Source organism: Agrobacterium sp. DSM 25558, assembly GCF_900100825.1.
Taxonomy (GTDB): Bacteria; Pseudomonadota; Alphaproteobacteria; order Rhizobiales; family Rhizobiaceae; genus Agrobacterium.
In genome coordinates this window covers 14,665-36,900 of record NZ_FMUD01000026.1, presented here as the reverse complement: position 1 = coordinate 36,900, position 22,236 = coordinate 14,665, and the positions used below count along the sequence as shown (strand labels likewise).

Annotated in this window: 24 protein-coding genes; 10 read left to right on the top strand and 14 right to left on the bottom strand. The window is 56.8% G+C overall.

Annotated elements, in window-relative coordinates; genetic code table 11:
* Positions 1-25: 25 nt before the first annotated feature.
* From DSM25558_RS19750 to DSM25558_RS19720, 7 genes are all read right to left on the bottom strand, one after another.
* Positions 26-1,570 carry an ABC transporter substrate-binding protein gene (locus tag DSM25558_RS19750; RefSeq protein WP_077106402.1) on the bottom strand — a complete coding sequence of 515 codons (1,545 nt, stop codon included), beginning with the start codon at positions 1,568-1,570 and terminating at the stop codon, positions 26-28.
* A gap of 40 nt (positions 1,571-1,610) precedes the next feature.
* Complete coding sequence (locus DSM25558_RS19745) at positions 1,611-2,480, bottom strand: serine hydrolase (protein WP_077106401.1); 870 nt, start codon at positions 2,478-2,480, stop codon at positions 1,611-1,613.
* A gap of 2 nt (positions 2,481-2,482) precedes the next feature.
* Positions 2,483-4,111: an ABC transporter ATP-binding protein gene (locus DSM25558_RS19740; RefSeq protein WP_077106400.1), complete on the bottom strand. Its 1,629-nt coding sequence runs from the start codon at positions 4,109-4,111 to the stop codon at positions 2,483-2,485.
* Positions 4,108-4,926 (bottom strand): ABC transporter permease, encoded by an 819-nt coding sequence (locus DSM25558_RS19735; RefSeq protein WP_077106399.1) that lies wholly within the window; start codon positions 4,924-4,926, stop codon positions 4,108-4,110. The genes DSM25558_RS19740 and DSM25558_RS19735 overlap by 4 nt, the downstream gene beginning before the upstream one ends.
* On the bottom strand, positions 4,923-5,867 hold the full coding sequence (locus DSM25558_RS19730; RefSeq protein ID WP_077106398.1) for an ABC transporter permease: 945 nt from the start codon (positions 5,865-5,867) through the stop codon (positions 4,923-4,925). The genes DSM25558_RS19735 and DSM25558_RS19730 overlap by 4 nt, the downstream gene beginning before the upstream one ends.
* 176 nt (positions 5,868-6,043) lie before the next feature.
* Positions 6,044-6,952, bottom strand: coding sequence for a LysR family transcriptional regulator (locus DSM25558_RS19725; RefSeq protein WP_077106440.1), 909 nt, complete (start codon positions 6,950-6,952; stop codon positions 6,044-6,046).
* 14 nt (positions 6,953-6,966) lie between these two features.
* Complete coding sequence (locus DSM25558_RS19720; RefSeq protein WP_077106397.1) at positions 6,967-7,905, bottom strand: LysR family transcriptional regulator; 939 nt, start codon at positions 7,903-7,905, stop codon at positions 6,967-6,969.
* A gap of 117 nt (positions 7,906-8,022) precedes the next feature.
* Here DSM25558_RS19720 and DSM25558_RS19715 point away from each other — a divergent pair, with 117 nt between their 5' ends.
* From DSM25558_RS19715 to DSM25558_RS19690, 6 genes are all read left to right on the top strand, one after another.
* Complete coding sequence (locus DSM25558_RS19715) at positions 8,023-9,423, top strand: MmgE/PrpD family protein (protein WP_083716583.1); 1,401 nt, start codon at positions 8,023-8,025, stop codon at positions 9,421-9,423.
* A gap of 57 nt (positions 9,424-9,480) precedes the next feature.
* A complete protein-coding gene (locus DSM25558_RS19710) occupies positions 9,481-10,047 on the top strand; it encodes a YceI family protein (RefSeq protein ID WP_077106396.1) in 567 nt (188 codons plus the stop codon).
* A gap of 117 nt (positions 10,048-10,164) precedes the next feature.
* Positions 10,165-10,557 (top strand): COG4315 family predicted lipoprotein, encoded by a 393-nt coding sequence (locus DSM25558_RS19705; RefSeq protein WP_077106395.1) that lies wholly within the window; start codon positions 10,165-10,167, stop codon positions 10,555-10,557.
* 5 nt (positions 10,558-10,562) lie between these two features.
* Positions 10,563-11,069, top strand: a complete 507-nt coding sequence (locus DSM25558_RS19700; RefSeq protein ID WP_077106394.1) for a sigma-70 family RNA polymerase sigma factor — start codon at positions 10,563-10,565, stop codon at positions 11,067-11,069.
* Complete coding sequence (locus DSM25558_RS19695) at positions 11,066-11,845, top strand: anti-sigma factor family protein (RefSeq protein WP_077106393.1); 780 nt, start codon at positions 11,066-11,068, stop codon at positions 11,843-11,845. Before DSM25558_RS19700 ends, DSM25558_RS19695 begins: the two co-directional genes overlap by 4 nt.
* Before the next feature lie 3 nt (positions 11,846-11,848).
* Positions 11,849-12,472 (top strand): cytochrome b, encoded by a 624-nt coding sequence (locus DSM25558_RS19690; protein WP_077106392.1) that lies wholly within the window; start codon positions 11,849-11,851, stop codon positions 12,470-12,472.
* Between the two features lie 97 nt (positions 12,473-12,569).
* On the opposite strand, the gene DSM25558_RS19685 is transcribed toward DSM25558_RS19690, so the two are convergent.
* The 6 genes from DSM25558_RS19685 to DSM25558_RS19660 form a co-directional block, all read right to left on the bottom strand.
* A complete protein-coding gene (locus tag DSM25558_RS19685; RefSeq protein WP_077106391.1) occupies positions 12,570-12,833 on the bottom strand; it encodes a transporter in 264 nt (87 codons plus the stop codon).
* 338 nt (positions 12,834-13,171) lie between these two features.
* Complete coding sequence (locus tag DSM25558_RS19680; RefSeq protein WP_077106390.1) at positions 13,172-14,458, bottom strand: NAD(P)/FAD-dependent oxidoreductase; 1,287 nt, start codon at positions 14,456-14,458, stop codon at positions 13,172-13,174.
* Between the two features lie 88 nt (positions 14,459-14,546).
* Positions 14,547-15,668, bottom strand: coding sequence for an enolase C-terminal domain-like protein (locus tag DSM25558_RS19675; RefSeq protein ID WP_077106389.1), 1,122 nt, complete (start codon positions 15,666-15,668; stop codon positions 14,547-14,549).
* Positions 15,669-15,695: 27 nt separating this feature from the next.
* Positions 15,696-16,475 carry an amino acid ABC transporter ATP-binding protein gene (locus tag DSM25558_RS19670; protein ID WP_077106388.1) on the bottom strand — a complete coding sequence of 260 codons (780 nt, stop codon included), beginning with the start codon at positions 16,473-16,475 and terminating at the stop codon, positions 15,696-15,698.
* A complete protein-coding gene (locus DSM25558_RS19665) occupies positions 16,472-17,134 on the bottom strand; it encodes an amino acid ABC transporter permease (protein WP_077106387.1) in 663 nt (220 codons plus the stop codon). The genes DSM25558_RS19670 and DSM25558_RS19665 overlap by 4 nt, the downstream gene beginning before the upstream one ends.
* Before the next feature lie 61 nt (positions 17,135-17,195).
* The gene (locus DSM25558_RS19660) at positions 17,196-18,023 is read right to left on the bottom strand and encodes a transporter substrate-binding domain-containing protein (protein ID WP_077106386.1); all 828 of its coding nucleotides are present in this window, start codon (positions 18,021-18,023) and stop codon (positions 17,196-17,198) included.
* Positions 18,024-18,071: 48 nt separating this feature from the next.
* Here DSM25558_RS19660 and DSM25558_RS29055 point away from each other — a divergent pair, with 48 nt between their 5' ends.
* Together DSM25558_RS29055 and DSM25558_RS19655 are read left to right on the top strand one after the other, a co-directional pair.
* Complete coding sequence (locus tag DSM25558_RS29055; RefSeq protein WP_200800779.1) at positions 18,072-18,296, top strand: hypothetical protein; 225 nt, start codon at positions 18,072-18,074, stop codon at positions 18,294-18,296.
* Positions 18,232-19,146, top strand: coding sequence for a LysR substrate-binding domain-containing protein (locus DSM25558_RS19655; protein WP_371480256.1), 915 nt, complete (start codon positions 18,232-18,234; stop codon positions 19,144-19,146). Before DSM25558_RS29055 ends, DSM25558_RS19655 begins: the two co-directional genes overlap by 65 nt.
* 40 nt (positions 19,147-19,186) lie before the next feature.
* Here the strand turns inward: DSM25558_RS19655 and DSM25558_RS19650 are convergent, their stop codons facing one another.
* Positions 19,187-19,645 carry a MarR family winged helix-turn-helix transcriptional regulator gene (locus DSM25558_RS19650; RefSeq protein WP_077106385.1) on the bottom strand — a complete coding sequence of 153 codons (459 nt, stop codon included), beginning with the start codon at positions 19,643-19,645 and terminating at the stop codon, positions 19,187-19,189.
* A gap of 87 nt (positions 19,646-19,732) precedes the next feature.
* On the opposite strand from DSM25558_RS19650, the gene DSM25558_RS19645 reads away from it, so the two are divergent.
* Positions 19,733-21,166 carry an aldehyde dehydrogenase gene (locus DSM25558_RS19645; protein ID WP_077106384.1) on the top strand — a complete coding sequence of 478 codons (1,434 nt, stop codon included), beginning with the start codon at positions 19,733-19,735 and terminating at the stop codon, positions 21,164-21,166.
* 134 nt (positions 21,167-21,300) lie between these two features.
* Positions 21,301-22,146, top strand: a complete 846-nt coding sequence (locus DSM25558_RS19640; RefSeq protein ID WP_077106383.1) for a p-hydroxycinnamoyl CoA hydratase/lyase — start codon at positions 21,301-21,303, stop codon at positions 22,144-22,146.
* Positions 22,147-22,236: the final 90 nt, after the last annotated feature.

Sequence of the window (22,236 nt, the reverse complement as noted above, 5' to 3'; positions counted from 1 at the left end):
CGCGGCACCCGGCTTTCGTCATGGCTTACTTATCGAGGGAAACTTCCCAGAGGCGGGCATTGGACTGCCAGACGGGCTGACCCTTCAGGGCCTTCGTCGCACCCCAGACATCGATCATGTCGTAAAGGAAAATCCCCGGCATCTCCTCAAGCATCAGCTTGTGGAACTCGTCAAAGATGGCCTGGCGTTTTGCCGTGTCGATTTCGGCATAGGCAGATTTCATCAACGCGATTGCCTTGGGGTTATCCCACATCAGCGAGGCATTCTTGTCCTTGTCGCCCACATAGAAGCTGTACATCAGCGCCGGATCGAGACGCGGTGCGACAGATTGCGAGATGATCTGGTAGTTGCCGGAACGACGGCGGTCCACCTGGGTTGCGTAGTCGAGAACTTCGATCTGTACGTTGAGACCAATTTGCTGAAGCATGGCCTGGGCGATGACGGCAGCAGGGAAGCTCGGCACGTTGCCGCGTTTGTTGGCGATGATGCTGATTGGCTCGCCCTTGTAACCGGAATCTGCCAGTTCTTTCTTGGCCGCTTCCAGATCGTAAGGAAGGCGCGTCTTCTGGGTTTCGCTGAAGTAGACAGAGTCCGAAGCGACCATGGAGCCGTTCGCCTTGCCGGTGCCGTTGGATGCGGCGGCAACCAGTTCGTCCAGCTCAAGCGCCATCGCCATGGCGCGGCGCACACCTGGCTTGCCCATGATCGGATCGCGCGTCTGGATGTAGAACAGGTTCTTGCCGTTGTTCTGCGAAACGATGACCTTGGCTTTTTCGCTTTTTTCGAATTCAGGGATCAGGTCGGGAGAAATTTCCGCCGTGTCGAGAACACCGGATTGCAGGCCGGCCTTCACCGTAGAGGCATCGGGAATGACCATAAACTTAATGCCGTCGACCAACGGACGCTTGGAGCCGACCATGCCATCCGGCTCGCCATTGTTGGCGGGCGAAGCGTAGTCATCGAATTTCGTCAGGTGAATATATTCGCCCTTTTTCCACTGGTCCCACTTGAACGGGCCGGTGCCGATGGGCTTGTCGAACGTGCCATCGGTGGCAACGGACTCAGGTGAAATCATGCCGGTGTAGCCGCATTCAGGGCGCGACATCAGGCCGAGAAAAACGGCGGACGGTTTTTCAAGCGTCATAGTCACGGTCTGTGTATCGACCGCCTTGATGCCCGTGACCTTTACGGTGCCGCTGCCGTCAAAGTCCTTGATGCAGGTCCATTTCGTTGCCGGGTCCATGTAGCGGTTCCAGTTCCAGACCACATCTTCGGCTGTCAGCGTCTTGCCATCATGGAATTTCACCTCCGGGCGAAGTTTGAACGTATAAGTCAGGCCATCACCGGACATTTCGAAGGACTGCGCCAGCAGAGGCTTGACCTCACCATTGTTGGCATAACCGACAAGGCCTTCGACGATGTGAAGAATGACGCCGTCCGTGTTGCCGTCGCGGTTGACGCCCGGATTGCTACTGCGCAGATCGGAGCTTTGGGCGATAACGATGTCACGGGCGGCGGAAACGCCGGTCAGCGACATCAAGATCGTTCCGGCGAGAAGAATGCTTTTCATGTTACCCTCTTTTGTTGACGTTTGTGATTGTTCTCAAGGCTTAAAATGCGTCCCAGCAGACGCGAGACAGCTTGCCGATGGTTTCGAGCGACAACGTGTAGCCCGGCGTGCCATCCGGCATTTCCTGCGGCACCTGATCGGTGAAGGCTGTGATGATGTAGAGTGGCGAGCCATCCCGATAGACGATGCCGGCATTCATGCGTCCACGCTTTCCGGTGCCGCCCTTGTGGGCAACCACCGTCCCGAAAGGTAGCCGTGACGGAATGGCGTAACGCAGGATCTGGTTCTTTAGCGTCTGCAGAGCATAGGCGCAAAGCTCATGTGAAGAGCCCAATCTGTCTGCGGCGTCAGGTGATTTCTGCGCGTCGAGAATGGTCTGGAGCAGAAACAATTGATCACGGGCCGTCGTCGTCGTTACGGATTTCAACGTGTGGTCCGGCGACAGAGCCAGCGGCGGAATGAGGAAGCGGTGATGCGTGCCGCTCATGCCGATCGACTTGCAGTAGCTGTCGACCTCTTCCAATGTCAGCCGCTCGAACACCATCTTGGTGCAGACATTGTCGCTCAGCACCATCATGCCGGTTATGGCATCGCGCAGCGAAATCACGATGCCGGGCGTCATGTAGCGGAACATGCCGCTGGCCACTTCCTCGGCAAAACGTGCCTCGTAGGTGATCTGCTCATCGAGATCGAGCCTGCCCTCCTGCACGGCTTTCAACGCTGCCATCATGATGGATGTTTTGCGGGTGCTGGCCGATGGCGTTTCCTCATCGGCGCCGCGCTCGAACGTCTCGCCCGTCAGCAGGTTGCGAATGCTGAAACGGGTGACAAAATCCTGCGCATCGCAGACGGCGTTGAGGCGCTCGGCAACGGTACCGGAGGTTTCTTTAATCAAGGTGGTGGTTGTCATTTTCAGTTCTCCAGACGCCATTTCAGTTTGACGCCGCCGGTCTCGTTGAGATCGAGTGCGGGAATGGCCGAAAGCAGACGCCGCGTGTAGGCCTCTTTCGGCGTGTCGAAGATTGTATTGCGATCGCCCTCTTCGATGATGCGGCCGTCCTGCATAACGACCACGCGGTCGGCCACCTGTTCCACGACACCGAGATCATGGCTGATGAACAGGCAGGAGAAGCCGTAGCGCTTTTGCAGATCGGAAAAGAGCGATAGCACCTGTGCACGAACGGTCACGTCGAGCGCCGACACCGGTTCATCCGCAATCAGAAAACGGGGACGCCGCGCAATCGCACGGGCAATCGCCACGCGTTGCCGCTGTCCGCCCGAAAGCTCGTGCGGATAACGCAGGGCATATTCGGCACCAAGACCGACTTCCTCCAGCGTTTCATAGGCTCGCTTTTTCTTCGCAGTGCGGTCGATGCCGGGAACCAGTCGCAGCGCCTCTTCCACCAGCGCCAGAATGGTCATGCGGGGATCGAGCGAAGAATATGGGTCCTGGAACACCATCTGGCAGTTTAGGCGATAATCCTGCCAGTCGGCATCACGCTTGCGACCCTGAAACAGGATTTCACCGTTGGTCTCGCTGACCAGACCGGCAATGGTGCGACCCAGCGTCGTCTTGCCGGACCCGGAGCCACCCACCAAGGCAACGACTTCGCCCTCGTGGATATCGATGGACACGCCATGTAACGCACGCTTGGCAGTTCCCTTTTTTAAAAGAGATCTGCGGCCCGGATAATCGACCACGATGTTTTTCGCGGATACCATCGGTGCCGATGCCGTATCGATTATCCGAACTTCGCCGCGGATCGGCAACGACGATAGTAGTTTGCGGGTGTAGGGATGCTGTGGTGCCTCAAGGATCTGTTCTGTTGTTCCAGCCTCGACGATCGATCCTTTTTCCATCACTACGATGCGGCTGGTATAGCGAGCGACCATCGGCAAATCGTGGCTGATCAGAAGGACAGCCGTGCCTTCAGCCTTGGTTAGTTCCACCATCAGTTCCATGACATCGCGCTGGATGACGGCATCGAGTGCCGTCGTCGGCTCATCCGCAATCAACAGAGCGGGCTTCAGAAGCATGACGGAGGCGAGCATAATCCTTTGGCGCATGCCGCCGGAAAACTCATGCGGATAGGAAGTGAGGGCTCCTTCCGGGTCGCGAATACCGACACGCTGGAGCATGGCAAGTATTTTGACGCGACGTTCTGCTGGCGTATATTTGGTGTGAAGGGTGAGGCCCTCTTCCAATTGTCGCCCAATGGTCATGGACGGGTTGAGCGACGTCATCGGCTCCTGAAACACCAGCCCGATTTCGGCACCGCGCAGGCGGCGCAAGTCTGCTTCGCTCATCGATGTGATGTCGCGCCCCTTGTAGGTCACATCACCGCCTGTTTTGCGAATTGCGGGCGGCAACAACGAAATCAGTGCGCGGGTCGCCAGCGACTTGCCGGAGCCGCTTTCCCCGACGATCCCGAAGATTTCTCCGGGTTCGAGATCGAAGCTGACATTCTTCACGACTTCGACGCCGCGATGGGTAATCTCGAGAGAGAGATTACGCACGCTGAGAAGCTTTTCCTGTGTCATTTCAAACCTCTCATGCGGGGATCAAGTTTATCGCGAAGCGCGTCTCCGAGTAAATTGATGCCGAGCAATGTCAGTGCGATGCAGAGACCGGGGAAAAGCCCGAGCCAGACGGCTTGTTCGATGAAGGGGCGGCCAGCGGCAAGCATATTGCCCCAGGTGGGTGCCGGTGGTGGCACGCCGAGGCCAAGGAAGCTCAGCGCGCTTTCAGACAGAATGGCCCAGCCGAACATGGAGGTCGCAAGAACGGTGATCGGTGCCAGGCAATTGGGCAGAATGTGCCTGACCATGGTGAAAATCTCGCTGTTGCCCATGATCTTGGACGCTTCGATAAACTCACGCTCACGCAGCGATAGAACGGCACCGCGCACAACGCGCGCCATGGATGGCGTGTAGGCAATGCCGAGCGCAAAGATGATGCCGTATTGATTGGCACCGAACACCGCCAGCAGGCCGAGTGCCAGCAGGATTCCGGGAAAAGCGAGCAGTGCGTTGTTGATCGCCATGATGACGCCATCGATCCAGCCACGGGAATAGCCGCTGATCAGCCCGATCAGCGTACCGGCGATGGTGGCAAAACCGACCGTCAGGCAACCGATCCAGACACTGGCGCGCGCGCCGATCATCAGACGGCTGACAACGTCCCGTCCGAACTCGTCCGTGCCGAGCAGATGTTGTGCACCCGGTGCCGCGAGACGAGCGGTGAAGCTGAGCTTCATCGGATCAAATGGTGTCCAGAACAAACTGACGGCTGCGACAATGAGGAGAATTGCAATGAGAAAGCCGCCGATCAGGCCATTGAGCGTAAAATGTTTCATTCTGCCACCACGCGCGGATCAAACAGAGGGTAGAGGAGATCGACGATCAGATTGACCACGACGTAGGAGAAGGCGACGAACAGCAGGCATCCCTGAATGACCGGATAGTCGCGCTGAAAGATGCTATCGACCATCAGCCGTCCGAGACCGGGAATGGTGAAAACCGTTTCAATGACCGCGATGCCACCCAGAAGATTACCGAGAATGAGGCCGATCATCGTCCAGGTTGGACCGAAGGCATTTTTGAAGGCGTGCTTCCAGAGTACGGCGCTTTCCGAAAGACCTTTGGCGCGGGCATGGGTGATGTAATCCAGCCGTAGCACCTCGAGCGTGGAGGCACGCGCCATGCGGATCAGGACACCCGCTTCATGGATGACGAGCGTCATGATCGGCAGCACGAGATAGAGCAGGCCGCCAACCAGATTGTCGCTGATCGACACATATCCCAGCACCGGCAACCAGCCGAGCTTGAGACCAAAGAACAAAAGCAACAGCAGGCCGAGCCAGAAAGTTGGAATGGACAGCAGGATCGTTGCGGTGCCGACCAGCGCGAGATCGGTAATGCTATTTTGCCGCCAAGCGGCGATCACGCCGGCGGGAACGGCAATCAGGCTCGCCAGAATGACAGCGATGATGACGATTTCAGCGGACACCATGAAGCGCGACACGACGAGTGGCAGTACGGCCTCATTATTGACGATGGAGCGTCCGAAGTCGCCGGTCAGCACATTGCCACTCCAGATCAGAAACTGTTGGGGCATCGAGAGGTCGAGGCCAAGTTCGGTTCGCAGAGTGGCAATCTGATCCGGCGTGGCCATGTCGCCCAGCATGAGAGCGGCGGGATCACCCGGAATGAAACGGATTAGCGCAAAGACCGTAATGGCAACGATAACCATAGTCGGCAACGCCATGAGCAGGCGGTTGAATATAAATCTAATCATCGGTTCCCCTGAACACGATTGGCGGGGCCGGATCTACAAAGTCACCGGCTGTTTATGGATAGACTATGAGCGATGAGAGATTTTTGCGCAATATTATGCATTTTCATCATAGCTTTATGCATATCGTGCGCTGCGTCTCTTCGGACGCATACGGGCTAAAAACCTTTAACGTCTTGTTAGGTTTTAGCTTTTTGGGAAATGACGATTTGTCGCTTCAGCGCATCCATGAGCGCCCTTGCCGCGAGCGATGAAGAGGTGCCGGACGGAGTGGCCAATCCGAACTCCTGTTTCGACGCAGGAATAAAGGGTCGCTGAACGACGGGCAGGTGCCGATAAAGATTGGCAAAAAAACTACTCAGGATAGCGATACCCAAGCCGTGCGCAGCATAGGAGCATGCCGAACTATTGGTATGTGTCTCGATCTTCACGTTTTGCTTCACACCCGCACGTTTGAAGGCTTGGTCGAGCAACATGCGGTTCGGTCTCTGACGACCAATCAGTATCAGCGGCTCGCCGCGCAGGTCCTTGGGCGTGATTTCGGTCGCCGTTGCCAGCGGATGATCTTTCGGGATGACGCAGACGCTCGATCCAGTCGCCACCTTTTCCATATCAATTCCCGGACCGACCTGATCCTCGTAACGAAGGAAGCCGAAATCGATCACCTTCTGCTCGACCAGCCTTGCGATGCTGGACGTAGTTTCAAAAAACGTTTCGATCCGTACGGAGGGATATTCGCTGGCATATTCGAGCAACATCGCCGGTGCAAAGTTTTCCCACATGCTGCTGGGCAGGCCGATGCGCACCAGCTCCGGCCCGGTGGCACCACTGCGCAGATCCTCCGCAAGGCTCGAGAAGCGGTTTAACCCGAGCAGGACAGTTTCTGCATCACGCGCCAGAATGCTGGCCTCCGGCGTTGGAATGAGCCGACCTTTGTCGCGGTCGAACAGCCTCAATGAAAGATCTGACTCGAGTTGTTGCAAAAGACGGCTGACACCGGACTGACTAAGCCCCATGCTTTTGGCAGTTGCGATCGTCGATCCCGTCGCGAGCAGCGTTTTCAGCACTTCCAATTGCCTGAAATTGATCATCTGTGATGGCCCTATCGTCCGCTCGGTTGTGCAGTAATATTCTGCTTCTCATACCATTCCCGAAGATACCGCAAGAATGGTGCAGCCGATTTCGGTAGCGGCGTTTGATCGGAACTGACGATTGCGTAGTCAACGATGAGTGCTGGTTCAAGCGGCACGAAAACAAGGGGCATGGCCCCATATTCAAGCGCGAGCAACTCGCTGACAATGGCAATGCCCAGCCCCTCGGCCGCGAGCGCGCAGGCACAACCAACGGAATGCGCCTCTATGGCCGGGCGCTGTCGTAATCCCTGTTTGTAGAAAAGCGCCTCCAGTTCATGGCGTACCGGCCTCTCGCGATTCAACAGGATCAGATCACGTGATTTTAGGTCAGCCACGGTCAATGTTTTGCTCTTCGCAAGCCCGTGGTCGGGATGCATGACGCAGATATTGCGGGAGGGCAGCACTTCTTCCTCGCGCAACCCGGGTGTCGGTGAGGGCAGGCGGGTGAAGCCAATGTCAGCCTGGCCATCAGCGATCATCCGCTCGATGGCGACATAATTACCCGATGCCACCTCGATCCTGACCGGTCCGTTCTCCGCCAGGAAACGTTTGATCAAACGCGGGATAAGCGTCACCGAAAGGCTGGCCGGAAACGCTAGACGTAACGGAATTTCCAGCGAACGACCGTTTTCAAGTTCGCGCGCCGTCACCTTCAATGCCGTCAGCCGATCCGAAATCGCTCTGATTTCCGGCCCCAGCGCCAAGCCTTCACGTGTCATGGAAAGCCGGTTCTTATCCCGCTCAAACAACCGCACGCCGAGATAGAGCTCAAGCTGGTGGAGAAGTCGGCTGGCATTTGACTGGGAAATCCCAAGTTCGGCAGCGGCAGCTATCGTGGAACCCGTCGCAGCAATCGCGTCATAGGCATGAATATGCTTGACGCTGATGGCTATCTCGTTGTCCGCCATCAATCTTCCTCCCCCAAAAACGAATAGGATCACCCGTAAACTGCATAAGATTGCACGATTGAACTAAGCCTTCCAATAATACAGCCAAGAGCAGAGACTTGGCAGGGGCACAAGGCAATGGCAACAGTTTTGGAAAAAATCGCAACGCATGTGGTTTCAAGAAAGCAGTTCTCTGAAGGCTCCACCACGCGTGCACAACAGGCTGTAGTCGATACGATCGGGTGCATGATTGCTGGAGCCACCGATCATGCGCCCCGCTCTGTCGCGGCAGCATTTTCCAAAGACATTGGTTCAAACGGAGCCTCTGCGTTGATCACCGTTGGAAGGGCATCGCCGTCTATTGCGGCTTTGGTCAATGGGACAGCTGCCCATTGTCTGGATTTCGACGATAACTTTCACCCCGCCCGCGCGCACGCCTCTGCCGTTCTTGTGCCTGCCTTGTTGGCAACCGCATCGGCGGACAGTTCGGTCTCTGGTCAACAGTTTCTTCGCGCCTATCTCGCTGGTCTCGAAGCGCAGGCCGCCGTTGGTTTCGGCGTCAACCCCTCCCATTACAACAGGGGGTGGCACGGCACCTCCACTGTGGGCTGCATTGGTACGGCGGCTGGCGTGGCCGTCCTTCTTGGTCTTGATGACGCGCGTGTGGCGCAGGCGATGAGTATTGCCGTCAGTCTTGCATCAGGCCCGAAAGGTCAGTTCGGAACATCGGTAAAGCCACTCCATGCGGGTATCGCGGCCCGTAATGCGGTGGAGGCCGCGTGTCTTGCGCAGGCGGGCATGACTGGACGACTGGATATTCTGGAACGACCACAAGGCTTTCTGGATTTGTTCGGAGGCGCGGATGCAACCGGATGGGATGGGCTTTCCCTGGACGAAACCCACATCATTGAAACCCGCGGGCTGGTGACGAAGCTTCACCCATGTTGTGCTTCTACACATCGGGCCATTGATGCCGCGCTTGATTTGCAGAAAGAGCATGGGTTCTCGCTTGATGACCTGCATCGCATAGAAACAAAAGTGGGGCGGTCCGCCGTTGACAATTTGGCGTATCCAGACCCGGCCGATGAGATGCAGGCACGGTTCTCGATGCAATATTGCCTTGCTGCCGCTCTGGCTCAGGGCAGGCTTTCATTGGCAGATTTTAGGACCGACGCGATATTCAGACCTGATATCCGGCGTCATATGCCAAAAATTACGATGAGCGCTTATAGCGCGGAAGAAGAGCGCGGAGTTGAACGGATTGCGCATCAGGTGACGATCACATTAGGTGACGGGCGGACGCTTTGGAAAGAGAGACTTCACGCCAAAGGATCTTCCGCTAACCCTATCACCGAAGCGGAACGGCAGTCGAAATTCGCCGACTGCTTAGCTTGGGTTCGGTTGCCGGACGAAGGAAGGTATGCCGCTTTATCTCGTCTGGAGCAGGCTCGCTCCGTGGAGAGTTTGAACCATTTAATGAGTTTGGCGGCCACGTCAGATGACGATACTAAGAATGTTATTCTTCACCCAGAGGATTAAAATCAGCACAGCGGTGTTTTGTTGATGCGATGACGTATCAACAAAGGAGCTATCGCCGTGAAATACACTTACCATGCTGCTTTTCTCGGCGTGACGCTGATCTGCACGCCTGTGTTTGCCGATCAACTTTCTTCCGCAGCCGGGCGTTATAAAATCGACCCGGCATCTCACATCGGGTTCTCCATCGAGCAGGTGGCAGGTCCAGGAATAAAAGGCACCATCCCCGATATCTCCGGTCGTTTTGACATCGATTCAGACCAGCCGGCAAAATCCTATGTGGAGATCAGCCTCAACCCCGCCAGTGTTAAGACGGGGCAGGCGAGGGTCGAGAATTTTTTGACGTCCAGCGCGGTGTTCAATATTGCCGCCTATCCTCAGATCACGTTTCGCTCCAAGCGCGTCGTTCAGGACGGTCCGCGCAGCGCTCTTGTAGAGGGCATTCTGACGGCACGCGGTGTTTCGAGACCGGAAACGTTTCACGCCACGTTCGTGGAACAGCAAAAGGGATCGGTCACCTTCCATGTCACCGGAAACATTCCGCGCTCGCCCTATGGCATGGGCATCGGTGTGCCGCTGTACTCCAACACCGTCGCGTTCGACATGGACCTGAAAGGCGTCAGATAAGTCGCGATATTAAATGCGCAAAAAAGTCAGCGCGGCGGGATTAAACGCCAATGGCTGGTGTTCTATTCAGTATCGGACATCCTGTTCGAGCCGTCTTTCTCTTAAAAGGACTATGTCATGCGTGCACATCATCTTCTTATCGCAGGCCTCGTAACATTTGCCACCAGCACTGCCGCCCTTGCCGAACCCTATGCGGGCGGCGCGGTTGTCGAAACAAAAACGGCGCAGGGCACCATCCTGACCGACGCTCACGGCATGACCCTCTACACGTTCGACAAGGATACCGATGGCGTATCTGCTTGCTACGACGCCTGCGCGACCAAGTGGCCGCCGCTCGTCGCCACAAAGACCGACAAGGCCGATGGCGATTACAAGCCAATCGCGCGCAAGGATGGTACCATGCAGTGGTCCCACGAAGGAAAGCCACTCTATCTCTGGCAGATGGATAAAAAGCCTGGTGATATGACCGGCAACGGCGTCGGCGGCGTGTGGCACACAGCTAAGGAATAGCATTCATGCCAGACTTTCTGGATGAGATGACAAAGAGCGTTCCGGCCCTTCGACGTTACGCGAATGCGCTGACGCACAATCGCGATACCGCCGACGATCTCGTCCAGGATTGCCTGGAAAGAGCTATCCGCAAACAGGCGCTCTGGCGGCCTGATGGTCCATTGCGGCCGTGGCTCTACCGCGTGTTGATCAATGTCTGGCGCAACAACCTGCGCAGCCGCAGCCGCCGGCCTGCGCAGGTACCCATTGACGATTTTGCAGACCAACTGTTCGTACCGGCGGCACAGCCCGGCCGCGTGGCGCTGGCAGAAATGGCGCGCGCCATCGAAAAGCTGTCCGCTGAACATCGCGAGGCACTTCTCCTCATCGTGGTCGAAGGCCTCAGTTATACAGAGGCGGCGCAGGTACTCGAAATTCCATTGGGGACACTGATGTCACGATTGGGAAGAGCCCGCTCTTCCCTTGCCCGAATGACCCAGGAAGACCAGCCCAATCTCAAGGTGATAAAATGACCGGCAGCCAGCCGCAGATAACCGAAGCGGATCTCATTTCCTATGTCGATGGGCGACTTGATGACCAGCGACGCGATGCCGTAGCGGCACATCTGGCTTCCAACCCGGCAGATGCGCGCAAGGTCGATGCGTGGCGGAAGCAAAATGCGGCGCTCGCTGCCCTCTATGGCCGTCTCGATGAGGGCGCGTTGCCCGCCAATCTCGATGTCATCAGGATGGAGCGTCGGGTGCGATCGGAGCGTGCTCGCTGGCGCAATCTGGCGGCAGCCTCCATCCTCGTGCTCGCTTTCGGGCTGACTGCGGGCTGGTTCGGTCATGCGCTGGTCCAGCGCGGTAGCGAAGACACCCAGTTTATCGTGGCAGCCGCCACGCAGGCCCATAGTGTGTTCGCGAGCGAAGTTCTGCACCCGGTCGAAGTTCGTGCGGATGCTGAGGATACGTCTCACTTGCAAAGGTGGCTGTCGAAACGGCTGGACCGCAAACTGAACATACCAGACCTTCGTCGCCAGGGCCTGCAACTGGTGGGCGGTCGGGTCTTGCCAAGCGCCTCCGGTGCCGCGGGCCAGCTTATGTATGAGGATTCCACGGGACAGCGCGTCACCCTCTACATCGTGCCTGCGAGCGATTCCGAAGATACGGCGATGCGACGCTCGAACGTTGGTTCACTGGAAGCGGTATCCTGGGATGACGAGACGATCCGATGCGCGTTGGTGGGCAATCTTGAGCCCAAGCGCATGGATGCCATTGCCAAAGACATGTATCAGCAGTTGAGCTAGCCAATGAACAACCTTGATTTGTCTTCTCGCACCACATCTGCCGACGAAAAGCGCTGGCGAAATTCGACGGCGACCTATGGCCTGATAGCGGTTCTGTTTCATTGGACAATTGCGCTTCTGTTCATCGCGCAGTTGGCATTGGGATATCTGATGAGCGGTGATGATGTCGATCCTGCGCTTCAGTTCAACCTGTTCCAGTATCACAAGTCTATCGGGTTCGTCGTGCTGGCACTGGCGATACCGCGCGTCATATGGTCCGTGTTGAGCAGGAAGCCATATCCGCCCGCTGGTACGGGCAGGGTTGCGCATATCGGTGCCCGCTTCGCTCACGCAGCACTTCTGTTTCTCACCGTCGCTGTCCCTCTGGCCGGTTGGGCTGTTGCCTCGACGTCCCCGTTGCAGATCCCCAGCTATGTCTTCGATCTCGTCGTCATTCCGGGTTTTCCGTTGGAGGTATCGGACGCATCGGAAGCTTTGTGGACGAATGTCCACGAGACTCTGGCATATTTGGCAGCGGCCATTGTCCTTCTTCATGTCGCTGCGGCCTTGTGGCATCACGTCATCCGTAAGGATGTCACGCTCAAGCGGATGATGCCGCTTGTTTCGCGCCACAAATCAGCAAAATAATCGGATTTTGTTTGGTGGATATCGAGCGCAGACGGGCCTGAAACTCCAATCTTTCAAGCCCATCTGTCTCAAATCAATCGCTGACGAACATGCAATGTCAGAAGCTGACGCTCATCCTCAAGGCGACGTTATATCCTTCACTGTGGTTTTCGGCTCCAAATTCCTTGTAGGCATGAAGCGAGACGAAAGGCTTGCCCGGTGCCGCGAATGTAACGGCTGGTCCGAGCGCGAACAGCCGTGCGCGGTTGCCGTCGATGACGCCCGTGCCCTTATCGTCGCTGATCTGCTGGTAGGCATAGCCGCCCAGACCGACGGACAATGGACCGAAATGCTGGCCTAGCGCGAATTCCTGCTGGTTCAAGAAGGGCCCTGTCGAATATTACGACTAGAGCCCGTCTATCATGCGGACTGCGGAACCTAGCGTCCGCATGATCAAACGCGTAGCGACTCGTCTCGGAGACACCGAAGGCGTGGAACGCATGCGGTTGCCTGAAAGTATAGAGCGATGCACAAGGCTGCACTGGATCATATTTAGAACCGTTGGACGCGGCGTCCGATACCTGGAATATAAAGGCGCTGGCGCAGATTTACACGCATGATGCGCTGTTCTTTGGCCTTCTGCGTAAGCTTTTTCGCTGCACCACTTCTCCGACCTCACCCAAGAGAAACCTTAGTCATGACCAATCCCCGCCTGTCTAATTATCTGTCTCTGCCAAACTTGAACCGTCTTGGCGAATAGGGCCGGATATCGTGGGTTTGGCGTTCACCCATGATCTCTCGGGAGACAATCGCGCCGGTTACCGGGCCGGAGGCGAAGCCGACATGACCATGCCCGAATGCGTAAAATACATTTAATGAGCGACTGGATCTGCCGATGACAGGAAGGCCGTCCGGAGTGGAAGGGCGATGGCCCATCCAGCGGTCGATCTTGATATCCTGCATGGCGGCAAGCGCCGGATAGGTTTTTCGGGCGTGATCGAGAAGGATATCGAGCCGGTGCCAATTCGGCGCAGTGTTGATGGAGGCAAGCTCGACCTGGCCGGACAGGCGAAGACCGTGCGCCGTGGGGGTGTTGGCCATCTTTCCATCACTGGGCATAATGGGGTGCCGAGGACCACCATTTTCCAGCCGTACGACGCCGTGATAGCCCCGTTCGCTTTCAAGCGGTATTCGGTCTCCCGCCGATCGTGCCAGCGCTTTGGACCAAGTGCCGGCCGCGACGACGGCATGGTCGCACTCGATAAGTCCCTGATCCGTTTGGACGCCGGTCAAGCGCGTGCCATCGAAGGCAAATGCCAGCGCCTTGGCCCGGATATGCTCAGCCCCGCCTTCACAAGCCACCTGAGCGATCTTCGCAACATATGCACCTGGATCGAGACAGTGAGCGCCGTCTTCTGCAAGGATCGCAAAGGAGTAATGTGGGTCTAGGTTCGGCTCGCGCTCCGCCAATGCCGTTCTGTCGAGTTCACGCCATCGGACGCCGACCAAGCGACGCAGATGCCAGGACAAAGCCTCCTTTTCGAAGGCCTGCCGGTCTGGATAGGCGTAGAGCAGGCCGTCCTGATGGATGAGGTCGGGTAAGCCAACCTCTTCACTCAAAACCCGATGGCGTTGCGGGCTGTCGTGTAACATATGGCTCAACGCATGCGCTGTTTTCTCCACGCGCCGAACCGATGACCCCGCCCATAGAAAACGCAGCAGCCATGGCGCAAGCTTGGGAAGGTGACGCCACCTTATAACCAGAGGACCATGCGGGTTTAGTAAATAGCCGGGAATTCTCTTCCAGAGGCCAGGCATCGACATCGGAACGACCGAGCCGGGGCTGATCCAGCAGCCATGACCATAGCTCGCGGATTGGCGACCGCCCGGTTCACCCGGATCAACGATTGTGACCCTTTGTCCTGCGCGAACGAGTTCCAGCGCAGTGCAAACACCAACAATCCCCGCTCCTATGACAACGGTGTGCTTTTTTTCTACACTGGCCATCGCGGCTTCCCTAAATTTTGCAATACGTGTCGTCCGTCTACGGCGGGGCCGTAATCGTTGGACGTTTTCTCAATGTTTGGTTTCGTTTTCAGCGCTCGGCGAGTATCCGGGCATTCGATTTTAACGAATGGTCAGAAACCTTGATGCCGAGGCCGGGTCCATCCGGCACCACTACTTCGCCACTGCGGTTTTCAATCTTTTCCTCCAGCACATCTTCTGTCAGCACATGATGTGGCATGTAGAATTCACACCCGAGGGAAACTCCAGGTGTCGCGGCGATGAACTGCGTGCCCGCTGCCAGCGCCACACCACCCTCCCAAAGTGTTCCACCATAACCGGGCAGATGAGCGACATCGGCAATGGCCATCAAGGCCTGTGCATCGAGCAGTCCGCCGGTTTTCATCAGCTTCACGGAGATGGCCTTTGCGGCCTGAAGCCTGATGATGTCCATCAGGTCACGGGCATCGAAACAGCTTTCATCCGCCAGTATGGGAGTATCGAGTGCAGCGGTCAGTGACGCCATCGATGCAAGACAATCGCGCGGAACCGGTTGTTCGATGAATGTCGGCTTGAAGTGATCGACATCACGCAAGGTCGCTATGGCACCGAATGGCCGAAGTGCCTGATTATAGTCGATACGCAGGTCGATCTGGTCGCCGAAGGCATTGCGCATCGCCTCCAGATGGTCGACGTCTTCCTGATGAGACTTGACGCCTGTCTTCACCTTGAAGATGCGATTGCCCTGTGGAACCATCTGTTCCATGCGGCGCATATCCGCGTCGAAATCGGGATCAGCGATGGAGAAGGAAAGGGGGATTGTGTCCCGCACTCTGCCACCGAGAAGATCTGCGATGGACAAGCCGGACGATTTGCCGAGAATATCGAACATGGCGGTTTCGATGGCAAGTTTCGCTTCGCCGTGTCCCACCAATGCCTTTTTCATCTTGAGTGTCAGTTCACGAATACGATCGATCCGTGCGCCGATGACGAGCGGTCGCAGGTAGATGTCGATTGCCGCAAATGCCGCTTCGGCGGTACCGGTGAACACCTCCCAGGGTGCCGCTTCACCCCAGCCGATAATGCCGGAAGACGAGGTCAGCTCGACCAGAACGCGCTTCACGGTTCCCTTGACGTTGCCTACGCCCTGCTGGCGCGCCATCTTGATTGGGCTCTCGATGAGGAAGACGCGGATATTCGTGATTGTTTCCATGAAGTGCGGGCCTTTGGATGCTGGTTGTCAATGAGCTGAAACGCCCTTGTGGAAGTGGTTGAGGAAGGTCTTCGTCGCCTCCATTTTAGGCGTATCGATCACCTCGCTCGGGGTACCTTCCTCCACCACATAACCGTCCCTCATGAAGACGACCCGGTCTGCGACGTCTCGTGCGAAAGCAATCTCATGGGTTACGATCACCATTGTCATCCCGTCAGCCGCAAGCTTCTGGATGGTCTGGAGGACCTCGCCGACAAGCTCGGGATCAAGCGCGGATGTTGCTTCATCGAAGAGCATCACCTCCGGCTCCATCGCCAAGGCTCGGGCAATCGCCACGCGCTGTTTCTGGCCCCCGGAAAGTGTCTGCGGCATCTGCCGCGCGCGGTCGGAAAGCCCGACTTTTTCGAGTTGGAACATCGCCAGATCTGTCGCTGTCTTCTTGTTTATACCCTTGACGTGAACGGGCGCTTCCATGACGTTTTCTAGGACCGACATATGCGGGAAGAGATTGAAATTCTGGAATACCATGCCCGTACGGGACCGGAATGCTGCAAGCGGCCGGGTTTTGGGCGGCTGAACGGATTTTCCGAATTCGAATACGGTTTCGCCGACGCGGATGCGACCGTCATCAGGAACAACGAGGAGGTTTATACAGCGCAAGAGGGTGGATTTTCCAGAACCCGACGGTCCCAGCAAGGCGACCACGCCGCCGTGTTCGACCTGAAGATGGATATCCTTGAGAACTTCCAGCGGGCCAAAAGACTTCCGAAGCCCGGAAACTTCGATCATCGGTGTTGTCGGGATCATCGACCTTCTCCCAACTTGCGTTCGCGATTGCGGACATACAGCGTCAACGGGAAGAGGATGACGAAGTACATGACTGCCACCGCCGTATAGGTTTCCAAAGGGCGGAAACTGTCATGGGCCGCCATTTGCCCCTGATAGACAAGATCGGGAACGGCCAGAACGGAAACAAGAGACGTGTTCTTGAACATCATGATCGACTGGTTCATCAGTGCAGGCAGCATGCGATGCAGTGCTTGGGGTAATATGATGCGGCGCATGGCAAGAGACGGCGTCATTCCAAGAGCCGAGGCTGCCTCCGATTGACCCGCATCAATCGAAACGATGCCGCCGCGAATGATTTCTGCGAAGAAGGCACCGCCATAACATGACAGTGCAAGCAGCGAGGCAGTTATCGGCGTCATATCGATACCGGCAATCATCGGCAGGGCGTAGTAGCACCAAATCAACTGCACCAGCACCGGCGTGCATCGAAACACTTCTATGAACGCGAGAGAAAAGCCTCTCAATACCCTGAAGCGCGACAGGAGACATATCGCTGCTGTCAGGCCTATGGTCATGCCGCATACGATCGTTGCCGCGGTAAAGCCGACCGTTATGCCGAGCCCCTGCAGGAGCAACCAGCGATATCCCCAGAGGATGGAGAAATCCCATTCATACATCGTCTAGATATCCACTTGTGGAAGTGAGGGGAGGTGGCAGGCAGAGCCTGCCAATCTACAACTAGATTTCGAAACCCGGCGGAAAATCGCTTTCTTTCACGCCAACGAGGCCCATGTTGCGGATGATCGCTTCTTTCACGAAACCAGCGTCACGTTCTTTCGTGATCCACTGGTCCGTATACTCTCTCCAGGATTGATCTTCTTCACGCCGGAACCCGGCATTGGACGTGGTAAAATCGGCAGGCGTCGGCATCACCAACTCTCCGATCGACGGGTTTTTCGCGCGGAGTGTCAGCGCAAGGACCATAACGAGGCACTGCGCGTCCGCGCGCCCGGATTGCAGTGCCGCAGTCGCGTCGCTTGCCGTTTTCAGGCGCGAGACCTCTGCCAGTGGGGCATGGCGGGAAATTGCGGCGTCATGGGATGAGCCAGCGTCGACGGCAATGCGCAAGTCTGGTTTGTTGAAGTCTTCCCAAGCGGCTCCACCTGATTTTTTGCGCACAATCATCGTGAATGCGTTCTTGAAAACCGGACCGGAGAAATCGATGACCTTCTTGCGCTCGGGTGTCGGGTTAAGGCCGAAGAAAACGTCGATCTTGTCTGCCTGAAGATCCAGAACGGAATTGCCCCACGTCGTTTCTAGAATGGAGAGTTTCACACCGAGATCATCGGCCAGCTTTTGGCAGATATCGATATAGAAACCTCGCCATGATCCATCCGTCAAACTCTTTTGATAATATGGCGCTCCATCGGCCACACCACCAATTCTCAATGTGCCGGAGGCTTTGATACGTTCGAGGGAGCTGGCTGCGAACAGAGGCCTACTCATGCCCACACCGGCTGCAACCGCGCCAAGGCCTAAAACTTTTGTAAATTGACGTCTCTTCATGTCGTTCCCCTTTGTTGGACAGGCGATAAAAGCCAGAAGCCTTCATCATTGCCGCGTCATACGGCGCTCCCATTTGGCTGCAAACATGTCACCCTTCAGGTTCGTCCTGGTTATCGTGAAGCGCTCAAGCCTTGCCGCAATGCGATTGTTGAACCAGCGGGGATGAAAATAAAAATGTTGAAAAATATTTCTTTCATGACTTTTATTCATGATCGTTATCGAGGTCTTCATGAGACGATATCTTCCGTCACTTTCCGCCCTGCATTCTTTTGAGGCGGCTGCGCGCTACATGAGTTTTACAAAGGCGGCCGAAGATTTGGGCCTGACGCAAAGCGGCATCAGCCGTCAGATCAAGAATCTTGAGGATTTTTTGGGCGTTACGCTGTTTCATCGCTCAGGCCCCAGGCTGGTTCTGACCGAGATCGGGGCCAACTATTACCGGGATGTCGCACTGACGCTCGATAAGCTTCAGGAGATATCGATCGATGCCGTCAGGGGCCGCGCTGTGGACAGTTCGCTCGTGGTGGGTGCGCATCCGACATTCGCTGCTCGATGGCTGCCACCACGGCTTTCCTCTTTTATCAAGTCAAATCCAGATATCCCTCTTGAGGTCATGCCAGCGACACCGGCGACTGAGTTTGAAACGACACGTCTGGATGTTGCCGTCCTGAGAGGTGCCGGGACATGGTTGCATGCCCGCGCCATCGAATTGTTCCCGGAAACGCTGGCCGTCGTCGCATCGCCGGATCTCATTCCTCTGGGTCAAAAGTTGCAACCCCTGGCGTTCTCCAACTTTCCGATGCTGCAGAATTCCACGCGGCCAAGTCTGTGGCTGAACTGGCTCCGCCTTGCCGGCTTATCCTATACTGGAAGAATCCACGGGGTACGCTTCTCACATCACGAGATGATCATTAACGCAGCGATAAACGGTATGGGTATCGCGGTAATTCCGGCTTTTTACATTGAACGCGAATTGAAAAGTGGCCAGCTGCATATGCCGTTCGGAGCACCGATCCGCTCAAACGATTCCTATTTTGTGGTTTATCCGGAGCGAAAAGCCCACAACCCCAATATTATCCTGTTCAGGGATTGGCTGATAAGGGAGAGCAGAAAATCCCTGTAAACCGGAGGTATGGGCAAAGGTTACCGATAGGGGGGGAACGTCAGTCCGCATTCTTCCAGTATTGACCCAGCAGATCGGTCAGCAGCTTGCGGGCTTGCGGCGACAAGGAGCCGAAGAATTCCCGGTCGTGGTCCAGCATCAGCCTTTCGGCGTCATCGGCAGCTTTTCTGCCGCCTGCGGTGACTGTCAACCCGAAGGATTTTCCGCCGATCGCTTCCCGCTCCAGCAGTCCACGCCGTTCCAGTGATGCCGTAAGGGGCGTCATGTTGGCGCGTTTTATGCCGAGAATCCGGCCGATCTCGCTTTGGGTGATACGCTCGTTTCCGGCAATCAGGATAACGACGGATGCCTCGCTCGGCGTAAGCTCTATCTGCGTAAGCCTTTGAGCAAGCACACCCATCAGGTAACTCGAAGTCCTGCGAAGCTGGTACCCGAGGTGATCTTCAAGTGGATTGGTGGCGGTGGCCTGGGGTGGCGTTTCGGGTTCGATGATTGTCATCTTTCGATTTTAGAAAATTTCTCTTGCCAACTCAAACAAAAATGTCATGCTATATAACATAGCAATGAGGCGGGAGGCTCAACGGTTATGAATATTGTTCCCAATCCACGTGAAGGCACTCATGACACATTCGAGCGGATGAATCCACTCGATGGCACCGTGGCAACCGTCGCGAATGCATTCGGTATCGAGGATGTCGGCCATATCGCTGAGAAAGCAGATGCCGCATTTTCCATCTGGAGCAGCCTTGGGCCAAATGCTCGCCGCGCGGCACTGTGGAAGGCGGCGGCGGCACTGGAAGGCAGAGCTGCCGAATTCGTCGAAGCCATGAAGTCTGAAATTGGGGCTACCGAGGGCTGGGCACGGTTCAATATCATGCTTGCCGCCGGAATGATCCGCGAGGCAGCTGCGATGACAACGCAGATCGGCGGCGAGGTCATTCCCTCGGACAAGCCCGGTTGTCTGGCCATGACCATTCGGGAACCGGTGGGCGTCATTCTCGGCATCGCCCCCTGGAACGCACCGATCATCCTCGGCGTCCGGGCGATTGCCATGCCGCTCGCCTGCGGCAACTCGGTCATCCTCAAGGCATCGGAGCTTTGCCCCAGAACGCACAGCCTCATCGTGGAAACCTTCATGGACGCCGGGCTGCCGGACGGGACGGTCAACATCGTCACCCATGCACCTGCTGATGCTGGGGCAATCGTCGGAGCGCTGATCGATCACCCCGCCATTCGCCGTATTAACTTCACCGGATCGACAGCGGTCGGACGCATCATCGCAAAACGGGCGGCGGAAAATCTCAAGCCGGTTCTGCTGGAACTGGGCGGCAAAGCGCCTTTCATCGTGCTTGATGACGCCGATCTGGATGAGGCGGTGAAGGCCGCGGCCTTTGGTGCTTTTATGAACCAAGGCCAGATCTGCATGTCGACGGAGCGAATCATCGTTCAGGATGCGGTGGCCGAGGCCTTCATTTCCCGCTTCCAGGCAAAAGTCGCAACGCTTGCCGTCGGCGATCCACGCCAGGGAACAGCGCCACTCGGTGCCGTCGCGGATATCAAGACCGTCCACCACGTGCAGTCGCTGGTCGATGATGCCATCGCAGCCGGTGCCACGCTCGTGAATGGCGGTTCTGCTCAGGGTGTTCTCATGCCGGCCCATGTCGTGGACCATGTGACAACAGGCATGCGGCTGTTTCGTGAAGAGAGCTTTGGCCCGGTGGTCGCCGTCGTCAGGGCGCGCGATGAGGATCATGCCATCGAACTGGCGAATGACACCGAATACGGTCTGTCGTCGGCGGTGTTCACACGCGATACCGCCCGTGGCCTGCGTGTTGCCCGGCGGATCAAATCCGGAATCTGCCACATCAATGGACCAACGGTCCATGATGAAGCGCAAATGCCCTTCGGCGGCGTCAAGAATTCGGGCTATGGCCGCTTCGGCGGCAAGGCCGGTATCGACGCCTTCACGGAGCTGCGCTGGATCACGATGGAAACTCAAGGCGGCCACTTCCCGATCTGACGCCATCCGGGAAAGCCCGCGCACGACATAGCTACAAAAAAAACGGCTCCAGAGAGTGTGGGTTTGGTTGAGAACCGGCCTGCCTCAACGGGATCGATTGTCTTCACGATCATTTACCAAGCAAGGAGAACACCATGGATCTGCATAGCCAGGACAAGGACAAGGACACCGTCACCTTCGAAATCATCGACCGCGTGGCCTGGGTCAGCTTCAATCGTCCCGACAAGCGCAACGCCATGAACCCAGCGCTCAACCGTCGGATGCTCGAAGTCCTCGATGAGCTCGAATTTTCCGAGGATGTCGGCGTTCTCGTTTTGACAGGCGAGGGAACCGCCTGGTCGGCTGGCATGGACCTCAAGGAGTATTTTCGCGAAACCGAAAGCCAGGGCCTCCGCGGCACACGCAAGGCGCAGCGCGAAAGCTACGGCTGGTGGCGTCGTCTGCGGTGGTACCAGAAACCCACCATCGCCATGGTCAATGGCTGGTGCTTTGGCGGGGGCTATGGTCCGCTCTTTGCCTGCGATCTGGCATTCGCGGCGGAAGAGGCCAAGTTCGGCCTGTCCGAAATCAACTGGGGCATCCTGCCGGGTGGCGGGGCCACCAAGGTGGCGCTTGAACTCACGGGTTTCCGCAACGCGATGTATCACGCGCTGACGGGCGAAAACATCGATGGCCGCAAGGCTGCCGAGTGGGGCTTCGTCAACGAGGCCTTGCCGCTCGACCAGTTGAAGGCCCGTGTCACCGAGGTGGCGCAGGTGCTTTTGAAGAAGAACCCGGTCGCCCTGAAGGCCACCAAGGATGCCGTGCGACGTGTCGGTGTGATGACCTACGAGGAAGCGGAAGACTATCTGGTCCGCGCGCAGGAAGCCGCCAACAGCTACGACAATGAAGGTCGCAAGGAAGGCATTCGGCAGTTCATCGATGAGAAAAGCTACAAGCCGGGCCTTGGTGCCTATGATCGGTCGAAGTCGAAAGCATAGACAGACCGAAGATGCATCGCACCGGGAGGCGATGCAGACCATCAACTGAGTGCAGCAACGATCGCCGTCCCTGTTGACGCGCGGTGCTGC

Coding starts and splice junctions, on each gene's coding strand:
- DSM25558_RS19645 (WP_077106384.1), top strand. CDS start 19,733: ATGAATATTGTTCCCAATCCACGTGAAGGCACTCATGACACATTCGAG.
- DSM25558_RS19665 (WP_077106387.1), bottom strand. CDS start 17,134: ATGTATGAATGGGATTTCTCCATCCTCTGGGGATATCGCTGGTTGCTC.
- DSM25558_RS19680 (WP_077106390.1), bottom strand. CDS start 14,458: ATGGCCAGTGTAGAAAAAAAGCACACCGTTGTCATAGGAGCGGGGATT.
- DSM25558_RS19715 (WP_083716583.1), top strand. CDS start 8,023: ATGGCAACAGTTTTGGAAAAAATCGCAACGCATGTGGTTTCAAGAAAG.
- DSM25558_RS19705 (WP_077106395.1), top strand. CDS start 10,165: ATGCGTGCACATCATCTTCTTATCGCAGGCCTCGTAACATTTGCCACC.
- DSM25558_RS19720 (WP_077106397.1), bottom strand. CDS start 7,905: ATGGCGGACAACGAGATAGCCATCAGCGTCAAGCATATTCATGCCTAT.
- DSM25558_RS19670 (WP_077106388.1), bottom strand. CDS start 16,475: ATGATCCCGACAACACCGATGATCGAAGTTTCCGGGCTTCGGAAGTCT.
- DSM25558_RS19690 (WP_077106392.1), top strand. CDS start 11,849: ATGAACAACCTTGATTTGTCTTCTCGCACCACATCTGCCGACGAAAAG.
- DSM25558_RS19660 (WP_077106386.1), bottom strand. CDS start 18,023: ATGAAGAGACGTCAATTTACAAAAGTTTTAGGCCTTGGCGCGGTTGCA.
- DSM25558_RS19640 (WP_077106383.1), top strand. CDS start 21,301: ATGGATCTGCATAGCCAGGACAAGGACAAGGACACCGTCACCTTCGAA.
- DSM25558_RS19740 (WP_077106400.1), bottom strand. CDS start 4,111: ATGACACAGGAAAAGCTTCTCAGCGTGCGTAATCTCTCTCTCGAGATT.
- DSM25558_RS19700 (WP_077106394.1), top strand. CDS start 10,563: ATGCCAGACTTTCTGGATGAGATGACAAAGAGCGTTCCGGCCCTTCGA.
- DSM25558_RS19695 (WP_077106393.1), top strand. CDS start 11,066: ATGACCGGCAGCCAGCCGCAGATAACCGAAGCGGATCTCATTTCCTAT.
- DSM25558_RS19730 (WP_077106398.1), bottom strand. CDS start 5,867: ATGATTAGATTTATATTCAACCGCCTGCTCATGGCGTTGCCGACTATG.
- DSM25558_RS19675 (WP_077106389.1), bottom strand. CDS start 15,668: ATGGAAACAATCACGAATATCCGCGTCTTCCTCATCGAGAGCCCAATC.
- DSM25558_RS19750 (WP_077106402.1), bottom strand. CDS start 1,570: ATGAAAAGCATTCTTCTCGCCGGAACGATCTTGATGTCGCTGACCGGC.
- DSM25558_RS19655 (WP_371480256.1), top strand. CDS start 18,232: ATGATCGTTATCGAGGTCTTCATGAGACGATATCTTCCGTCACTTTCC.
- DSM25558_RS19745 (WP_077106401.1), bottom strand. CDS start 2,480: ATGACAACCACCACCTTGATTAAAGAAACCTCCGGTACCGTTGCCGAG.
- DSM25558_RS19735 (WP_077106399.1), bottom strand. CDS start 4,926: ATGAAACATTTTACGCTCAATGGCCTGATCGGCGGCTTTCTCATTGCA.
- DSM25558_RS19650 (WP_077106385.1), bottom strand. CDS start 19,645: ATGACAATCATCGAACCCGAAACGCCACCCCAGGCCACCGCCACCAAT.